This window comes from Pseudomonas sp. RSB 5.4 (assembly GCF_037126175.1).
Taxonomy (GTDB): domain Bacteria; phylum Pseudomonadota; class Gammaproteobacteria; order Pseudomonadales; family Pseudomonadaceae; genus Aquipseudomonas; species Aquipseudomonas fluorescens_H.
Window position 1 is genome coordinate 5,788,793 of the sequence record NZ_CP146986.1, and the last position, 16,349, is coordinate 5,805,141.

Annotated in this window: 14 protein-coding genes; 7 read left to right on the forward strand and 7 right to left on the reverse strand. The window is 59.9% G+C overall.

Annotation, left to right across the window (positions count from 1 at the left end; all coding sequences use genetic code 11):
• Nucleotides 1-111: 111 nt before the first annotated feature.
• Entirely contained in the window at nt 112-1,071 is a 960-nt protein-coding gene (locus tag V9L13_RS26010) for a TIGR02285 family protein (RefSeq protein ID WP_338800892.1), read from the reverse strand.
• On the reverse strand, nt 1,019-2,218 hold the full coding sequence (locus tag V9L13_RS26015; protein ID WP_262141889.1) for a CaiB/BaiF CoA-transferase family protein: 1,200 nt from the start codon (nt 2,216-2,218) through the stop codon (nt 1,019-1,021). The genes V9L13_RS26010 and V9L13_RS26015 overlap by 53 nt, the downstream gene beginning before the upstream one ends.
• Before the next feature lie 146 nt (nt 2,219-2,364).
• Here V9L13_RS26015 and V9L13_RS26020 point away from each other — a divergent pair, with 146 nt between their 5' ends.
• From V9L13_RS26020 to V9L13_RS26035, 4 genes are all read left to right on the forward strand, one after another.
• Nucleotides 2,365-2,907, forward strand: coding sequence for a YaeQ family protein (locus V9L13_RS26020; protein ID WP_025112200.1), 543 nt, complete (start codon nt 2,365-2,367; stop codon nt 2,905-2,907).
• 55 nt (nt 2,908-2,962) lie between these two features.
• Entirely contained in the window at nt 2,963-4,672 is a 1,710-nt protein-coding gene (recJ, locus tag V9L13_RS26025; RefSeq protein WP_338800893.1) for a single-stranded-DNA-specific exonuclease RecJ, read from the forward strand.
• Between the two features lie 268 nt (nt 4,673-4,940).
• A complete protein-coding gene (locus V9L13_RS26030) occupies nt 4,941-6,047 on the forward strand; it encodes an NADH:flavin oxidoreductase/NADH oxidase (RefSeq protein WP_338800894.1) in 1,107 nt (368 codons plus the stop codon).
• 83 nt (nt 6,048-6,130) lie between these two features.
• Entirely contained in the window at nt 6,131-6,664 is a 534-nt protein-coding gene (locus V9L13_RS26035; RefSeq protein ID WP_338800895.1) for a GNAT family N-acetyltransferase, read from the forward strand.
• A gap of 159 nt (nt 6,665-6,823) precedes the next feature.
• On the opposite strand, the gene V9L13_RS26040 is transcribed toward V9L13_RS26035, so the two are convergent.
• Nucleotides 6,824-8,452 carry a glucan biosynthesis protein D gene (locus tag V9L13_RS26040; RefSeq protein ID WP_338800896.1) on the reverse strand — a complete coding sequence of 543 codons (1,629 nt, stop codon included), beginning with the start codon at nt 8,450-8,452 and terminating at the stop codon, nt 6,824-6,826.
• A gap of 393 nt (nt 8,453-8,845) precedes the next feature.
• On the opposite strand from V9L13_RS26040, the gene V9L13_RS26045 reads away from it, so the two are divergent.
• The 3 genes from V9L13_RS26045 (at nt 8,846) to V9L13_RS26055 (ending at nt 11,271) form a co-directional block, all read left to right on the forward strand.
• Nucleotides 8,846-9,031, forward strand: a complete 186-nt coding sequence (locus V9L13_RS26045) for a hypothetical protein (RefSeq protein ID WP_041063212.1) — start codon at nt 8,846-8,848, stop codon at nt 9,029-9,031.
• A 357-nt stretch (nt 9,032-9,388) separates the two neighbouring features.
• The gene (locus tag V9L13_RS26050) at nt 9,389-10,642 is read left to right on the forward strand and encodes an ATP-binding protein (RefSeq protein WP_338800897.1); all 1,254 of its coding nucleotides are present in this window, start codon (nt 9,389-9,391) and stop codon (nt 10,640-10,642) included.
• 2 nt (nt 10,643-10,644) lie between these two features.
• Entirely contained in the window at nt 10,645-11,271 is a 627-nt protein-coding gene (locus tag V9L13_RS26055) for an RloB family protein (RefSeq protein ID WP_003222016.1), read from the forward strand.
• Between the two features lie 43 nt (nt 11,272-11,314).
• Here V9L13_RS26055 and V9L13_RS26060 read toward each other — a convergent pair whose 3' ends face one another.
• The 4 genes from V9L13_RS26060 to V9L13_RS26075 form a co-directional block, all read right to left on the reverse strand.
• Complete coding sequence (locus V9L13_RS26060; protein WP_338800898.1) at nt 11,315-12,799, reverse strand: amino acid permease; 1,485 nt, start codon at nt 12,797-12,799, stop codon at nt 11,315-11,317.
• A gap of 225 nt (nt 12,800-13,024) precedes the next feature.
• The gene (locus V9L13_RS26065; RefSeq protein WP_338800899.1) at nt 13,025-14,449 is read right to left on the reverse strand and encodes a gamma-aminobutyraldehyde dehydrogenase; all 1,425 of its coding nucleotides are present in this window, start codon (nt 14,447-14,449) and stop codon (nt 13,025-13,027) included.
• Nucleotides 14,450-14,613: 164 nt separating this feature from the next.
• A complete protein-coding gene (locus tag V9L13_RS26070) occupies nt 14,614-15,423 on the reverse strand; it encodes an ABC transporter permease (protein ID WP_047292776.1) in 810 nt (269 codons plus the stop codon).
• On the reverse strand, nt 15,413-16,348 hold the full coding sequence (locus V9L13_RS26075; RefSeq protein WP_338800900.1) for an ABC transporter permease: 936 nt from the start codon (nt 16,346-16,348) through the stop codon (nt 15,413-15,415). Before V9L13_RS26075 ends, V9L13_RS26070 begins: the two co-directional genes overlap by 11 nt.
• Between the last annotated feature and the right edge of the window lies 1 nt (nt 16,349).

The window sequence follows — 16,349 nt, forward strand, 5'->3', positions numbered from 1 at the left end:
ATCAAGCATTGTGCTCCGGTGCTTGTCGCTTGCTGCTACGGGTCTTTATGTAGACCACGTTTAACCCCGAGTCGTCTCCCCACTTCTCGGGGTTTCTTTTGCCCGCAGATTTTATTGCGCGGTCTGCTGCTCGAAAAACATCCGCGCCTGTTGCAGGTAATCCGTGCGCATCTCGGGATCCAGCCAGTCGGCGTACGACCGGTCAAGTTGCGCATGGGGCAGGGTACGCAGCAGTTGATTGATCTCGCTGATCGCCTGACGGCCCTGGGGCGTATCGGAACATCCGACATAGCCAGACAGATACTTGCCGGTGCCGCGAATCGGGTAGAACACCAGTTCATCTTCGGCAATTTGCGCCTGCTGCGCCTGATAGCGGATCTCCGGCCAGTAACCCAAAACCACTTGCAGACGCCCCAGACGCTGCATCGACAGCAGGCTGCTCAGGGCATCGTTGCCGTAATGCGGCGTCAGTGCGCCGCCGGGTGCCTGCTTGAGCAGATTGTCGAGAAATTCGCCGTAACTACGCTCTGCGACGACCCCGACCTTGATTTCGCCATTGGCCAGAAATTCCGTCAGATCGACTTCGCCATCGACCAGGTAAGGTGCCAGTACGTCGCGATCTTTCTGCCGCACCACCAGACCATTGCTGACAGCGCGAAATGCCGGGATAGAAAAAGCGATCCATTGCGTGCGCTCCTTGCTCCAGATCAGCGAGGGGTCGCAGGTGAAGGACGGCTCGTGCAGCATCTGCATGCCGCGGGCGCGATTGACCCGCATCAGCGTGTGTTCGTATTGCGGCATGCCGGCGATCAGCATCGGCAGCAGTTGGTCGATGACGCCCTGACCCTTTTTCGGGCCTTCGAAGATGGTCAGGGGCGGCAGATCGCGCAACAACCAGACCAGCGTGGGTTTCGCCTGTGCCCAGGCGGGCAGGGCGAGCAGAAACAACAGGCCGAACAGCCGCCACGTCCACCAGTGGTGGGCGCGGTTGGCGTCCGATGTCCAGTGATGTTTCAGATTAAATGGCTCCGTCTGCGCGCAGTCGGGCGATCTGCTGTTCGTCGTAGCCAAGATCGTGCAGTACCTGCGCATTGTGTTCACCGAGTTGCGGTCCGACCCATTCGGAAGTGCCCGGTGTCTCAGAGAGTTTCGGCACGATGCCCGGCATCTTGAAAGGCTTGCCGTCCGGCAGTTTCGCCTGCAGGAACATTTCCCGAGCGAGGTACTGCGGATCGCTGAACATGTCTTCGGCACTGAAGATCCGGCTGGCCGGTACATCCGCCTGATTGAGCAGGTCGAGCACATTTTGCAGCGGCAGCGAGTTGACCCAGCGGTCGATCACCCCATACAACTCGTCGCGACGATTATCGCGCCCATCGTTGCTCGCCAGCGTCGGGTCGTTGGCCAGATCCTCGCGGCCGATGATCAGCATGAAGCGCTTGAAGATCGCGTCGCCATTGGCACCGATCTGCACGTGCTTGCCGTCGGCGCTGGTGTGGATCGATGACGGCGTGATGCCCGGCATGATGTTGCCAGTACGCTCGCGGATGAAACCGAACACGTCGAACTCCGGCACCATGCTTTCCATCATGGCGAAAATCGCCTCGTACAGCGCGACATCGACCACTTGGCCGAGCCCGCCGTTGACCTCGCGATGACGCAGCGCCATCAGCGCGCCGATCACGCCCCACAGCGCGGCAATCGAATCGCCGATGGAAATCCCGGTGCGCACCGGTGGCCGGTCCTCGAAACCGGTGATGTAGCGCAAACCCCCCATGGACTCGCCGACCGCGCCGAAGCCCGGTTGATCTTTCATCGGCCCGGTCTGGCCGAAACCGGAGAGGCGCACCATCACCAGTTTCGGATTCAGCGCGTGCAGGGTTTCCCAGCTCAGCCCGAGTTTTTCCAGCACGCCGGGGCGAAAGTTCTCGATCAGGATGTCGGCTTCGCCGAGGAGTTTTTTCAGGATCGCCAGACCCTCGGGGTGCTTGAGGTTCAGCGTCAGCGACTTTTTATTGCGCGCCTGGACGAACCACCACAGCGAGGTGCCTTCATACAATTTGCGCCACTTGCGCAGCGGATCGCCGCCGTCGGGCGATTCGATCTTGATCACTTCGGCGCCGAACTCGCCGCAAATGCGCGAGGCAAACGGCCCGGCAATCAACGTACCCAATTCAATGACTTTCACACCGCTGAGCGGTTTGTTGGCGAACGGCATACTGAATCCTGTAGGACAAGGCTGAGCGGATACAGCGTTTTAACATAGCCGGCTGTCAGACGCCGCAGGTTGATCGCCATCAATTCGATGATTGCCTACGGCATCGGTTAGACTTGCCGACTTTCCTCGTATCAAGAAGCCCGTTCATGGCCCAGCCGTCTACCACGTACAAATTCGAACTGAACCTCACCGACCTCGACCGTAACGTCTACGAGAGCGTCAAGCAGACCATCGCCCGTCACCCTTCGGAAACCGAAGAGCGCATGACCGTGCGGCTGCTGGCCTACGCCCTCTGGTACAACGAGCTGCTGTCGTTTGGCCGTGGTCTGTCGGACGTGGATGAACCTGCGCTGTGGGAAAAAAGCCTGGATGACCGCGTTCTGCACTGGATCGAAGTTGGCCAGCCGGACGCCGATCGTCTGACCTGGTGCTCGCGTCGCACCGAACGTACCAGCCTGCTGGCCTACGGCAGCCTGCGCGTGTGGGAAGGCAAAGTGGTACCGGTGGCCAAGAACCTGAAAAACGTCAACATCGCCGCCGTGCCGCAAGAGGTGCTGGAAACCCTGGCCAAGGACATGCCGCGCGTCATCAAGTGGGACGTGATGATCAGCGAAGGCACGATCTTCGTCACTGACGACCGTGGCCAGCACGAAGTCCAGCTGGAATGGCTGGCCGGTGAACGCGGCTGATCCTGCGTCGTTCACTGATTAATCCCACGTATTCAAGAGAAGTTTCCGTTACCCCATGCGTATTGATCCTCGACCGTTGCCTGCCACGCTGCCGTTTCTCGGTGACCTGCCACCTTTGCTGACGCGTTTGTACGCCGCGCGGGGCGTGCAGTCCGAGGCGGAGCTGGATAAAAGTCTGGCGCGGTTGATTCCGTTCCAGCAGCTCAAGGGCATCGAGGCGGCGGTGGATCTGCTGGTGACGGCGCTGGAGCAGCGTCAGCGGATTCTGATCGTCGGTGACTTCGACGCCGATGGCGCGACCGCCAGTACGGTCGGCGTGCTCGGCTTGCGTCTGCTGGGCGCGGCGCATGTCGATTATCTGGTGCCGAACCGCTTTGAATACGGCTATGGCCTGACCCCGGAAATCGTCGAAGTCGCCCTGACGCGCGAGCCGCAGTTGCTGATCACCGTCGACAACGGCATCTCCAGCGTCGAAGGCGTGGCCGCCGCCAAGCGCGCAGGGCTGAAAGTCTTGATCACCGACCACCACTTGCCCGGCGATGAACTGCCGCTGGCCGATGCGCTGGTCAACCCGAACCAGCCGGGCTGTGAGTTTCCGAGCAAGGCGCTGGCCGGGGTCGGGGTGATTTTCTACGTGTTGATGGCCTTGCGCGCGCGCCTGCGCAGCCTCGGCTGGTACGAAAGCAAACCGCAGCCGAACATCGGTGAACTGCTGGATCTGGTGGCGCTGGGCAGCGTCGCCGACGTGGTGCCGCTGGACGCCAACAACCGCATTCTGGTGCATCAGGGCCTCGAGCGGATTCGCGCCGGGCGTGCCCGTCCGGGGATCAAGGCGATTCTTGAGGTCGCCAAGCGTGACGCGGCGCGGATTACCTCCACAGACCTGGGATTCATCGTCGGCCCGCGTTTGAACGCGGCGGGGCGTCTGGACGATATGAGCCTGGGCATCGAATGCCTGCTGACCGCCGATGCTAATCTGGCGCGGGAAATGGCCGCGCAACTGGACGGCATGAACCAGGATCGCAAATCCATCGAGCAGGGCATGCAGCGCGAGGCACTGGCCCAGCTCAAGGACTTGCCGGTGGAGTCGATGCCGTTTGGCCTGTGCCTGTTCGATCCCGAGTGGCACCAGGGCGTGATCGGCATTCTCGCCTCGCGGATGAAAGAGCGTTATTTCCGCCCGACCATTGCCTTCGCCGATGCCGGCGATGGTTTGCTCAAGGGCTCGGGCCGTTCGGTGCAGGGTTTCCACATCCGCGATGCTTTGAGCGTGGTGGCGGCGCAGCATCCGAACCTGATCGCCAAGTACGGCGGTCACGCGATGGCGGCCGGCCTGACCTTGCCGCAAGAGAATTTTCCGCTGTTCGCCGAGGCTTTCGATGCCGAAGTGCGGCGGCAACTTCGCGAAGAAGACCTGACCGGGCGGATGCTGTCGGATGGCACGCTTGCGGTCGAGGAGTTCCACTTGGAGCTGGCTCGTGCATTACGTCATGCCGGGCCTTGGGGCCAGCATTTTCCGGAGCCGCTGTTCCATGGCGTGTTCCAGTTGGTCGAGCAGCGGGTGGTCGGCGAGCGGCACCTGAAAGTGGTGCTGAAAAGCGAGTGCGGTTCGGTGAAGCTCGATGGCATTGCCTTCGGTATCGACCGCGATGTGTGGCCGAACCCGACCATTCAGTGGGTCGAACTTGCCTATAAGCTCGACGTTAACGAGTTTCGTGGTAACGAGACGGTGCAACTGATGATTGCCCACATCGAACCGCGCTGACGCCATTCGCGAGCAAGCCCGCGCCCACAGGTACAGTGTTGCCCTTGTGGGAGCGGGCCTGCTCGCGAAAGCACCCTTTCACACACTGAATCACTCTGAACCCTCCCTCATCCCCGGTTGTCGACTAGGCTCTAAGCACTGCTTGATTGGCCTTGTGACGTCTTGTCGAATTTTTTGCCCGCGGGGGCGGGTGCTGCACCTTTTCCTGTCACTCGTCGACTTTTCAAACAGAACCCTGGAGCCTGCCCACTGATTTGAGAGGTGCCCCATGAGTCTGCTGCTCGAACCCTTTACCCTCCGCCAACTGATCCTGCCCAACCGCATCGCCGTGTCGCCGATGTGCCAGTACTCCAGCGTCGACGGTCTGGCCAACGACTGGCATCTGGTGCACCTGGGCAGCCGCGCGGTGGGCGGCGCCGGCCTGATATTCACTGAAGCCACGGCGGTTACCGCCGACGGGCGGATCACCGCCGAAGACCTCGGTTTGTGGAACGACGAACAGATCGAACCGCTGCAACGCATCACCCGCTTCATCACCGCTCAGGGCGCTGTTGCCGGCATTCAACTGGCCCACGCCGGGCGCAAGGCCAGCACCCATCGGCCATGGATCGGCAAACACGGTAGCGTCAAACCGGAGGATGGCGGCTGGACCCCGGTCGGGCCATCGCCGATTGCTTTCGATCCGCAACACACACAACCGAAACAGCTTGATGAAGGGCAGATCGCAGAGGTCATTCAGGCCTTCGTTGCCGCCGCCAAACGCGCGTTGACCGCGGGTTTCAGCGTGGTCGAGGTACATGCCGCCCACGGTTATCTGCTGCATCAGTTTCTGTCACCGCTGAGCAATCAACGCCGCGATCAATACGGTGGTTCGTTCGAAAACCGCATTCGTCTGGTGCTGCAAGTCACCGAGGCCGTTCGCGAGGTGTGGCCGCAAGAGCTGCCGCTGTTCGTCCGGGTGTCGGCCACCGACTGGGTTGAAGACGGCTGGAACCCGGATGAAACCGTGGAACTGGCGCGTCGCCTCAAGGCACTGGGAGCGGATCTGATCGACGTCTCCTCCGGTGGTACCGCCGCCAACGCCGAGATTCCTGTGGGGCCGGGTTATCAGACGCGCTTCGCCGAACGGGTGCGCAAGGAGTCAGGCATCGCCACCGGCACCGTGGGCATGATTACCGAGCCGGCGCAGGCCGAGCATATCCTGCGCACTTGCCAAGCCGACATCATCTTCCTCGCCCGCGAGTTGCTGCGCGATCCTTACTGGCCGCTGCACGCCGACGATGATCTCGGCGGGCGCCAGGCGGTGTGGCCGGCGCAGTATCAACGCGCGACCCATCGTGATCAGCCGATCCACGAGTCTGACCTGCGCCATTGATTTCAAACCGGTGTAACGTCTATAAAACCCGCCATTGAACCGGCGGGTTTTTTCTTGCCTGCCATTTGCCAAGGAAGTCGAGCATGTTGATCGAACGAGAACTGACCGAACACGACTTGCTGCTGCTGGCGCAGATCGACCGCAGTGAGCTGGTGGAAGAGTGCTATCGCCTGGAGAACGGCGTGCTGGTGCTTTACCCGGCACGTTTCGACATGCGCGGATGGCCGGAAGGGGAGGCCGAAGAAAATGCGCGGGCGCTGGCGAAGTGCTTGCGGCGAGGTGGCTGGTTATACGGGGTTTTCGACGGGCAGGCGCTGGTCGCGGCGGTGGTTGTGGATAACCGGGTTATTCACAATCAGGGACTGAGCATGCGCCAGTTGAAGTTTCTGCACATCAGCCGCGACTACCGGGGGCAGGGGCTGGGAGCGAAGTTGTTTGCGCTGGCCTGCGAGCAGGGCCGGCGATTCGGTGCCGAGGCGTTGTATGTGTCAGCCACTGAATCGCGCAGCACCGTGGAGTTCTATCAACGTCAGGGCTGCCGGTCGGTTGATCAACCGGATCCTGAGCTGTTTGATCAAGAACCCAAAGACATTCATCTGTATTGCCCACTGACCTGACGCAGTTTCTTCAATATCTGATGTTGAATGTTCTGCCGCTTTCGCGAGCAAGCCCGCTCCCACCCTGGTTCCGTGTCAGTCACAAATTGTGTGATCGACCGCGAGCCAGAGTGGGAGCGGGCTTGCTCGCGAAGAGGCCCGCGCAGGCGCCTCAAATCGTCAAGGATACTTGCGCTTGTCCGGTGCCGGCGGGAAGTACTGGTACAGCCAGGTCTCGCTCAACGTGCGGTCATTGGTGCGGATGAACAGGCGCAGTTCCACCGGATCGACGCTGTCGCTGGTCGGGTACCAGTCGAACAGGATCCGGTAACCCTTGATGTCATCGAGCACCAGCACGCTGTAGTCCTGCACCTTGCCGTTAGAGCAGGTGACCACCGGTTCGATCCCGGTGCCCTGCGGCAGGCGATCGAGGCCGCCGCCGGTGAAGTCCACGGCAAAGCGTCGCGCCCAGACCGGCGGGTAATGCTCGCCCGGTGCCCAGCCTTCGACGAAGCCACCCATGCCGGAACGGGTCGCATGCACTCGCGCCAGCGGCGTGCCGACCGGTGGCAGGGCGCTCCAGTAGAGCTTGTAGCCATAGTTCAGCGAATCGCCGGCGGCCACTGGCTTTTTCGGCGTCCAGAACGCGACGATGTTATCGAGCGTTTCGCCGGTGGTAGGAATTTCCAGCAGATCGATGGAGCCTTCGCCCCACGCGGTTGTAGGCTCGACCCACAGGCTCGGGCGCTTGCTGTACCAGTCGACGGTGTCCTGATAGTTGGCGAACTCGTGGTCGGTCTGCACCAGACCGAAGCCCTTCGGATCGGTGTCGGCGAACGCGTTGAACTGCAGGGTCGCCGGGTTGTTCAGCGGACGGCAGATCCACTCGCCGTTACCGCGCCACATCGCCAGGCGATCGGAGTCGTGAATCTGCGGGTGGATGGTGTCGCACATGCGGCGTTCGTGGGTGCCGCAGCTGAACATGCTGGTCATCGGTGCGATGCCCAGTTGTTCGATGGCGGTACGCGCGTTGATGTGGGCGTCGATTTCCATCACCACGCGCTCGGCCTGGCAATCGATATCGAAGCGGTACGCACCGGTGGCGCTCGGCGAGTCGAGCAGGGCGTAGACCACGAAGCGAGTGGCGTTCTGATCCGGGGTCTCGAACCAGAATTTGGTGAAATCCGGGAATTCTTCGCGCTTTTTCGCGTAAGTGTCGACGGCCAGGCCGCGAGCGGAGAGGCCATATTGGCCAGTCGCATCCACCGCGCGGAAATAGCTGGCGCCGAGGAACGACACCACGTCATGGCGATCCAGCTCCGGCGCCTTGAACAGCTTGAAACCGGCAAAGCCCAGGTCACCTTTGAGCTGCTGGGTATCGACCGAGGTGTTCTCGTAGTTGAACAGCGTCGGGCGGAAATGCACTTCGCGGGCGGTCCGGGTCTTCGGATCGACACTGTACATGCGCACCGGCTGACGGAAACCCATGCCGACGTGGAAAAACTGCACATCGAGCTGACCCTTGTTTTCCTTCCACAGCGAATGATCGCCGTCGTAGCGGATCGCGTTGAAGTTCTGCGGGGTCATGGTCGCCAGCGTTGGCGGCAGCACCTGTTTGCTGTCCTGATAGGCCGAACCGGCCAGTTGCTTGGCCTGGCGCTTGAGCGCTTCGAAATCGAAGGCCTGTGCCTCACCATCAGCGGCGCCACCATTGGCCGCCCAGGCCCGGGCGGCCAGCAGGCCGGAAGCCGAGAGACCGGTGTAAGCCGCAATGGCCATCGACGCTTTGAGCAAATTCCTGCGGTGCATAAATACAACCTGTCGTGAGCAATCCCGCGCCTTTCCTGGCACGTGCTGGATCAGAAATAACGGTTCGGACAAGCCTTCGGCCAAACGCAACGGACTATTAACAGATGCCGGCTAGCTTAAACGGTTCGCTCGCCGAGCAAAATTCGTTGATACACAGTGACAGAGTGTCAATGAAACAAGACATGTCGGTTAAATATCTGACAAGCCTTTCTGATTTACATGGCATTTCTGCTTTTTTCGACTAATTACTCTAAAAACCGCTTTTCAGCGCCGATTAAATTTCTATTCTATGAACATGGCCGGCACGACCGGCGGGGCACAGGCGCTGCTATAAGGGGCAGGGCGATGTGGTGATCAAGCAATTCTTCGAAGTATCAGAGAAGGACATCGTCCATGGCAAAAATACAAGGCATCGCCGAAATGCTCGGCATCTTCCCCTGCCTGAGCAGCGGACGCAGAAGGCGTCGTTTGAGTTCTGAAGAGCTGAAGCTGGTGGAGCGTTATCGCGAGTTGTCAGAGAGTGACCGGATTGCGATGCGGTATCTGGTGGATGCGATGAGGAGTGTTTCGCGGTTTTAGTGTTTGGATAGCCACTTGTGGTTAGGGAGCAAGCTCCTTAGCCACAAGTTTGTTGTTCGGGTGAGCATCAGCGACAAGTAGCCAACACCGGATACGGCTTCTGGCCGTGCGTCAACTCCAGCACTTCAAGCCTCTGACCCCGGACTTCTGAATCTGCAGTAGCGGGATAAACGCCATCGTTCAGGCGCTAGCGGCGCCAAGTCCAGGTGCAAGTACAGCGTAGGAAACAGTACTTTTTCGCGAAGGCTGTATCTGTAGGAAATGCCTGTTTTTGCGCTGTCTGCAGCCGGCCTGCATCTGCGGCGCGTTTTTTCAATTATTTATGGAGATCCATGCAACGAACTGCAGGTTTTCTCCATGCTGATCGAATTTTCGGTTTCCAATTATCGCTCGTTCCGTGACAGGCAAACCCTGTCCATGGCAGCAAGCCCGCGCTTGAGCAAAACCCGAAACACTTTCAACGTCACCACGACCACTGAAAAACTTCCGGACCTGCTCAAGGTCGCTGCCATTTATGGCCCGAACGCTTCAGGCAAGTCCTCACTAGTTCGTGCGATGGGGATAGTGAGCAGGTTGCTGGCGACGCCAGCAGGCATCCAGGATGACGTGTTACCCGTTGCATCCTTTCGCTTTGACGCAGCGCTCAAAGAGTCTCCCAGCATTTTTGAATACGATTTCGTGCAATGTGGGCTGCGCTATCGATTTGTGCTCGCGTTGACGGCACAGCGAATTGTTCATGAACAATTGCTCTGCTATCCAAAAGGAAAAGAGACTTTGCTGTACAACCGTCAAGTTGATACTCAGGGCGAGCATTACACCTTTGGCAAAACTCTTGAAGGCGGTAAAGACGTACATTGTGCCTGGGGGCGTTTGACCAGTCCCAAGATGCTGTTCATCGCGCAAGCCGTTATCCATAGCAGCGAAGAGCTGACCCAGTTGCGCGCACCGTTTTGCTGGTTTCAAAGAGGCCTGCTGGTGGTCGAACAGAGCAACATGCGCAGCCTGTCTTCAGCATCGATTCGCTTTCTTCAGATGGCTGAAAGTCATACCAGCGATCTACGCGAATTTCTCTGTGCTCTGGATATTCCTGTATCAGCCATCCAGCTCAGTTCGGAGCATTCTGTGGCGCCTCCAACCAACAGAAAAATGACATTGAAGGAGTTCGTTGCGGCTGCGCAAGGAGACAGATTGCCCCTTACGCACTCCAGTATCTCAGGCGAAGCCGAATTCGATTTTGCCGAAGAGTCATGCGGTACCAGGAGCCTGATCGGCTTCTGGTTGCCTTGGTTCATGATGAATCAGGCTGGTGGCAGCGGCGTTCTCTGTGTCGATGAGTTGAACAGCAGTCTGCATCCTGAAATTGTCGTGGACTTGATTGGCAAACATTTGGACAGCGGGCTGAATACCCAGTTGATTTTCACCACTCACGACACGCACCTGATGAATGAAAAGATTCTGCGGCGTGATCAGTTCTGGATTACGGAACGTGATGCTTACGGTGCGACGAGTCTGTTTTCCGTTCACGACTTTGAAGGCCGAGAAAGCGAGGACGTTGAGAAACGTTATTTCGAGGGACGCTATCGCGGGCTGCCGCTGATCAGGCAGGGCTGACAATGGTGAGTTTGAACAAATCGTTTGATCGAAAAGCGTCACGCTTCAAACCGCAACCCAAAGTGCTTGTGCTCTGTGAGGACAGCAAGTCGGGAAAGCGTTATCTGGAGGAAGCCGCATTTCACTTTCGGGCCAGGGCTCAGGTTGAGATCGTCCACTGCGGTGTGACACACCCGAGCGGTATCGTTGAGCGGGCAGTGATGCGGCAGAAACGCTTCGACAAGGTATTTTGTGTATTGGATCGCGATACGCATCTGTGCTTCGAGCGTGCGTTGAGGACGGCCAAATTGCATCCAAAAATCAACGTCATCGCATCGTATCCGTGCTTCGAGTTCTGGCTCCTTTTGCACTTTGGCTTCAGTCGGAAGCCATATCGGGCCGCCGGGAAAAACTCCCCAGGTGATCTGGTGAACAAGTGCTTGAGGACTAAGCCGGATATGGCGGGTTATGAGAAGGGCAGAGACATCAGTTATTTCACCCGGTTGCTGGGTGAGCCGTTCCAGCGGGCGAGAACGCTTGCGCCGAAAGTGCTTGAGGATGTCGCCGTCAGTGGCGAGCCCAATCCCAGTACGGAAATCCATTTGCTGATGGATGAGTTCGAGACATTATCCAAGCCTCAACTCATCTAGCACCCTGCACCGGCCCGCATCTTTGCGGGCCGGTTGCTGATATTTAGCGACTCACCTTCCAAGCATCCCCAGCCGGTGCCTTCCCATGGTCATACGGCTTGCCGATCCACATGTAAACCAACCCCACCCCAATCACGATCGCCGTGCTCAACACCATCGCATAGTTCACGTACCACGCCGCATCCGGCGTGCGTGGCCAGGCCATGTTGATGATCGCGCCGACGCCGTACACCAGCGCGCCGATGTTCACCGGCCAGCCCCACGCGCCGAGGGTGAATTTGCCGCTGGGTTTCCAGCCTTTGCTGCGGGCGTACAGGGCGGCCAGCACGATCATCTGGAACGCGAGGTAGATGCCGATGGCGGCGAAGCTGACGATGGTGGCCACGGCGTCTTGCAGGAAGAAACCAAGGGCGATGATCAGGGCGGGCAGGACGCCGGACACGAACAGCGCGGCAACGGGCACCTGAGTGGTAGGAGAAATCTTTTTCAGCAGTCGGCTGCCGATGACCATTTCATCGCGAGCGTAGGAGTACAGCAGACGACTCGCCGCAGCCTGCAGGCTGATGACGCAGGAGATGAAGGAAATCATCACCACGCCCATCACCACTTTCGAGCCGGCTGGGCCGAAGGCGTTGTTGAGGATGGTGGTGACCGGGTCCTTGTCGGTGCCGTTGATCACCGCTTGCATGTCCGGCACGGCGAGGATCAGCGCCAGGCAAGCGAACATTGCCGCGATGCCGCCGATATAGATGGTCATGCGCATGGCCACCGGGATTTTTGCGCTGGGGTTCGGGGTTTCTTCGGCGACGTCGCCGCAGGCCTCGAAGCCGTAGTAGAGGAACATCCCCGCCAGCGAGGCGGTGAGGAATGCCGGCAGGTACGAGCCGTCGACGCGGATGTCGAAGGTGTTGAACAGCACGCTCAACGGCTGATGGCGTTCGAAAATCAGCAGGTACACGCCAACGATCACCGCGCCGACCAGTTCGCAGAGGAAACCGAACATCGCGATGCGCGCCAGCACTTTGGTGCCGCTCAGATTGACCAGTGTGGCGAACAAGGTCAGCACCAGCGCGATGACGATGTTGGTGTTGTTGCTCGGTTCAAACCCGAGCATTGCCGCCAGATACGGGCCGGCACCGACAGCCACCGCAGCGATGGTCACGCACAGGGCGATGGAGTAGATCCAGCCGACCATCCACGCCCATTTCTTGCCGACCAGACGCCGCGCCCACGGATAAACGCCGCCGGAAATCGGGAACTGCGAAACCACTTCGCCGAAGACCAGGCACACCAGCAACTGCCCGCAACCGACCAGCAGATAGGCCCAGAACATCGGTGGCCCGCCGGCGGCGAGGCACAGGCCGAACAGGGTATAAACCCCTACGACCGGTGACAGATAGGTGAAGCCCAGGGCGAAGTTTTCCCACAGGCTCATGCTGCGGTTGAAGTTCGAGGTGTAGCCGAGTTTGCGCAGTTGTTCGGCATCGCTGTCGGCAACGGCGGCCGAGAGTTCGGGTGAGGCACTCATGTGTTTTGCTCCGGGAAATCGGCAGATTTCGGATGGCCGAGGCCGTGGCGGGGCTTTGTACGCGCCGCCCGGGTCGGTCGTTATTGTTTTGGTTTTGGTGAAGCCTGGTGGTGAATCGCCGACATCATCCGTGTGTCGCGAAAAAAGATCGCAGCCTGCGGCAGCTCCTACAGGGGTACGGCGTCCATCCTGTAGGAGCTGCCGCAGGCTGCGATCTTTTTGCTGTTAATGCTTGAACATCACATGCCGAACCGTGGTGTAGTCCTCCAGCCCGTACATGGACATGTCCTTGCCGTAGCCGGACAATTTCTGACCGCCATGCGGCATTTCGCTGACCAGCATGAAGTGCGTGTTGACCCAGGTGCAGCCGTACTGCAACCGTGCGGACAAGCGATGCGCGCGTCCGACATCCGCCGTCCACACCGAGGAGGCGAGGCCGTAGTCGGAATCGTTGGCCCACTCCAGCGCCTGCGCTTCATCGGTGAATTTGGTCACCGACACCACCGGCCCGAACACTTCGCGGCGAACGATCTCGTCATCCTGTTGCGCGTCGGCCAGCACCGTCGGTTCGAAGAAGAACCCATTGCCTTCAACAGCCTTGCCGCCGGTGATCAAGCGAATGTGCGACTGCGCTACGGCACGTTCGACGAATGCGGCGACGCGGTCGCGATGCTGCGCGGTGATCAGCGGCCCCAGTTCGGTCGACGGATCATCCTGCAAGCCGTACTTGATGCTGCTGACCGCAGCGCCAAGCTTCTCGACGAACTGGTCGTAGATGCCTTGCTGCGCGTAGATCCGGCACGCGGCGGTGCAGTCCTGGCCGGCGTTGTAGAAACCGAACGTACGAATGCCTTCGACGGCGGCATCGATGTCGGCGTCGTCGAAGATGATCACCGGGGCCTTGCCGCCCAACTCCATGTGCATGCGTTTGACGCTGTCGGCGGTGCTGGAAATGATGTTCGAGCCAGTGGCGATGGAGCCGGTCAGCGAGACCATGCGTACTTTCGGATGCGTGACCAACGGGCTGCCGACGGTAGGACCGCGACCGAACACCAGATTGAGCACGCCTGCCGGGAAGATTTCCGACGCCAGTTCGGCCAGACGCAACGCGGTCAGCGGGGTTTGTTCCGACGGCTTGAGCACCACGGTATTACCGGCAGCGAGGGCCGGGGCGATTTTCCAGGCGACCATCATCAGCGGGTAGTTCCACGGCGCGATGGAGGCGATCACGCCTACCGGGTCGCGGCGGATCATCGAGGTATGGCCGGGCAAGTATTCGCCACCGGCCGAACCGCTCATGCAACGGCTGGCGCCGGCAAAGAAACGGAACACGTCGGCAATCGCCGGGATCTCGTCGTTCAGTGCGGCGCTGTAGGGTTTACCGCAGTTGTCGGATTCGAGTTTCGCCAGTTCCTCGCCATGGGCTTCGATGGCGTCGGCGAGTTTGAGCAGCAGCAGCGAACGGTCTTTCGGCGTGGTTTGCGACCACTCGGCGAAGGCGTTATCGGCGGCGCGCACGGCGGCGTCGACCTGGGCCTCGGAGGCTTCATTGATTTCCACGAGTACGCTGCCGAGCGCCGGGTTGAGCACTGGTTGGGCCGGGCCTTCGCCGTTGACCAGGTGGCCGTTGATCAAGAGTCTGGTTTGCATTTCATTGTCCTCGCTAACACTTTTATTGTTCTGGCCGAATTGAGAAACCTGTGGGAGCGAGCTTGCTCGCGAAGGCGGTGTGTCAGCCGACATCAATGTTGGATGTCATGGCCCCTTCGCGAGCAAGCTCGCTCCCACAGGGGATCTAGGTGTCCGATAGATGTCTATTTCCCACCACTGCCCGCGACGCTCTCGCCACCCCGGGTCAGGTAATACGCGCCAAGGATCGGCAGCATGGTCACCATCATCACCAGCATGGCAACCACGTTGGTCACCGGCACATCCCGTGGGCGGCTGAGCTGGTTGAGCAGCCACAACGGCAACGTGCGCTCATGCCCGGCGGTGAACGTGGTGACGATGATTTCGTCGAACGACAGCGCAAACGCCAGCATTCCGCCGGCCAGCAAGGCCGAGCCGAGGTTCGGCAGGATGATGTAGCGGAAGGTCTGCCAGCCGTCGGCGCCGAGGTCCATCGAGGCTTCGATCAGGCTGTGCGACGTGCGGCGCAGGCGGGCGATGACGTTGTTGTAGACGATCACCACACAGAAGGTCGCGTGGCCGACGATGATGGTGAACATCCCCGGCTCGATCCCCAGCGTCTTGAACGTTGCCAGCAGCGCGATCCCGGTGATGATCCCCGGCAGAGCAATCGGCAAAATCAGCATCAGCGAAATGCCCTGTTTGCCGAAGAAATCGCGACGGTACAACGCTGCCGAAGCCAGCGTGCCGAGCACCATCGCAATCAACGTGGCGATGGCGGCAATCTGCAGCGAGAGCTTGATCGCCTCCAGCACATCCGGCCGCGAAAACGCCACGCTGAACCAGTGCAGGGTGAAGCCCTTCGGCGGAAAGCTGAACGCGGCTTCCTCGGTGTTGAAGGCGTAAAGGAAGATGATCAGGATCGGGAAGTGCAGAAATACCAACCCGCCCCAGGCGGCGATGCGCAGACCGATAGAAGCCTTTTCAGAGTGCATCGAAGGCCCCCAGACGTTTGACGATGGACAGGTAAACCGCGATCAGCACAATCGGCACCAACGTGAAGGCCGCCGCCATCGGCATGTTGCCGATCGCACCTTGCTGGGCGTACACCATGCTGCCGACGAAGTAGCCCGGCGGCCCGACCAGTTGCGGCACGATGAAGTCGCCCAGGGTCAGGGAAAAAGTGAAGATCGAACCGGCCGCAATTCCGGGCACCGACAGCGGCAAGATCACCTGCACGAAGGTCTGACGCGGCTTGGCACCGAGGTCGGCGGAAGCCTGCAACAGCGACGGCGGCAAGCGCTCCAGCGAGGCCTGAATCGGCAGGATCATGAACGGCAGCCAGATGTAGACGAACACCATGAACCGTCCCAGATGCGAGGTCGACAGGGTGCTGCCGCCCACTCCGGGAATCCCCAGAATGAACTGCAACACTGGCTCCAGTCCCAGATGTTGCACGAACCATTGCGCGACGCCGCCCTTGGCCAACAGCAACGTCCAGGCGTAGGCCTTGACGATATAACTGGCCCACATCGGCATCATCACCGCGATGTAGAAAAACGCCTTGGTCTTGCCCGTGGTGTAGCGCGCCATGTAGTACGCAATCGGGAACGCGACGATGGCGCTGGCGATCGACACGACGATGGCCATGCTCAGCGTGCGCAGGATGATGTCGAAGTTCGACGGCTGGAACAGCGCGGCAAAATTCGCCAGGGTCAGGTCAGGGATGACCGCCATGGTGAAGTCGTCGAAGGTGTAGAACCCCTGCCACAACAGCACCAGCAACGAGCCGAGGTAGATCGCGCCGAACCACAGTAACGGCGGCACCAGCAGCAGCGACAGATAAAGGTTCGGCTTGCGATAGAGCAGGTTGGAAAACCGGCGCAAGGGCGGTGCCTGGGTCATTGCGAGCGTGCTCATG

Coding starts and splice junctions, on each gene's coding strand:
- V9L13_RS26015 (WP_262141889.1), bottom strand. CDS start 2,218: ATGCCGTTCGCCAACAAACCGCTCAGCGGTGTGAAAGTCATTGAATTG.
- V9L13_RS26020 (WP_025112200.1), top strand. CDS start 2,365: ATGGCCCAGCCGTCTACCACGTACAAATTCGAACTGAACCTCACCGAC.
- recJ (WP_338800893.1), top strand. CDS start 2,963: ATGCGTATTGATCCTCGACCGTTGCCTGCCACGCTGCCGTTTCTCGGT.
- V9L13_RS26030 (WP_338800894.1), top strand. CDS start 4,941: ATGAGTCTGCTGCTCGAACCCTTTACCCTCCGCCAACTGATCCTGCCC.
- V9L13_RS26035 (WP_338800895.1), top strand. CDS start 6,131: ATGTTGATCGAACGAGAACTGACCGAACACGACTTGCTGCTGCTGGCG.
- V9L13_RS26040 (WP_338800896.1), bottom strand. CDS start 8,452: ATGCACCGCAGGAATTTGCTCAAAGCGTCGATGGCCATTGCGGCTTAC.
- V9L13_RS26045 (WP_041063212.1), top strand. CDS start 8,846: ATGGCAAAAATACAAGGCATCGCCGAAATGCTCGGCATCTTCCCCTGC.
- V9L13_RS26050 (WP_338800897.1), top strand. CDS start 9,389: ATGCTGATCGAATTTTCGGTTTCCAATTATCGCTCGTTCCGTGACAGG.
- V9L13_RS26055 (WP_003222016.1), top strand. CDS start 10,645: ATGGTGAGTTTGAACAAATCGTTTGATCGAAAAGCGTCACGCTTCAAA.
- V9L13_RS26060 (WP_338800898.1), bottom strand. CDS start 12,799: ATGAGTGCCTCACCCGAACTCTCGGCCGCCGTTGCCGACAGCGATGCC.
- V9L13_RS26065 (WP_338800899.1), bottom strand. CDS start 14,449: ATGCAAACCAGACTCTTGATCAACGGCCACCTGGTCAACGGCGAAGGC.
- V9L13_RS26070 (WP_047292776.1), bottom strand. CDS start 15,423: ATGCACTCTGAAAAGGCTTCTATCGGTCTGCGCATCGCCGCCTGGGGC.
- V9L13_RS26075 (WP_338800900.1), bottom strand. CDS start 16,348: ATGAGCACGCTCGCAATGACCCAGGCACCGCCCTTGCGCCGGTTTTCC.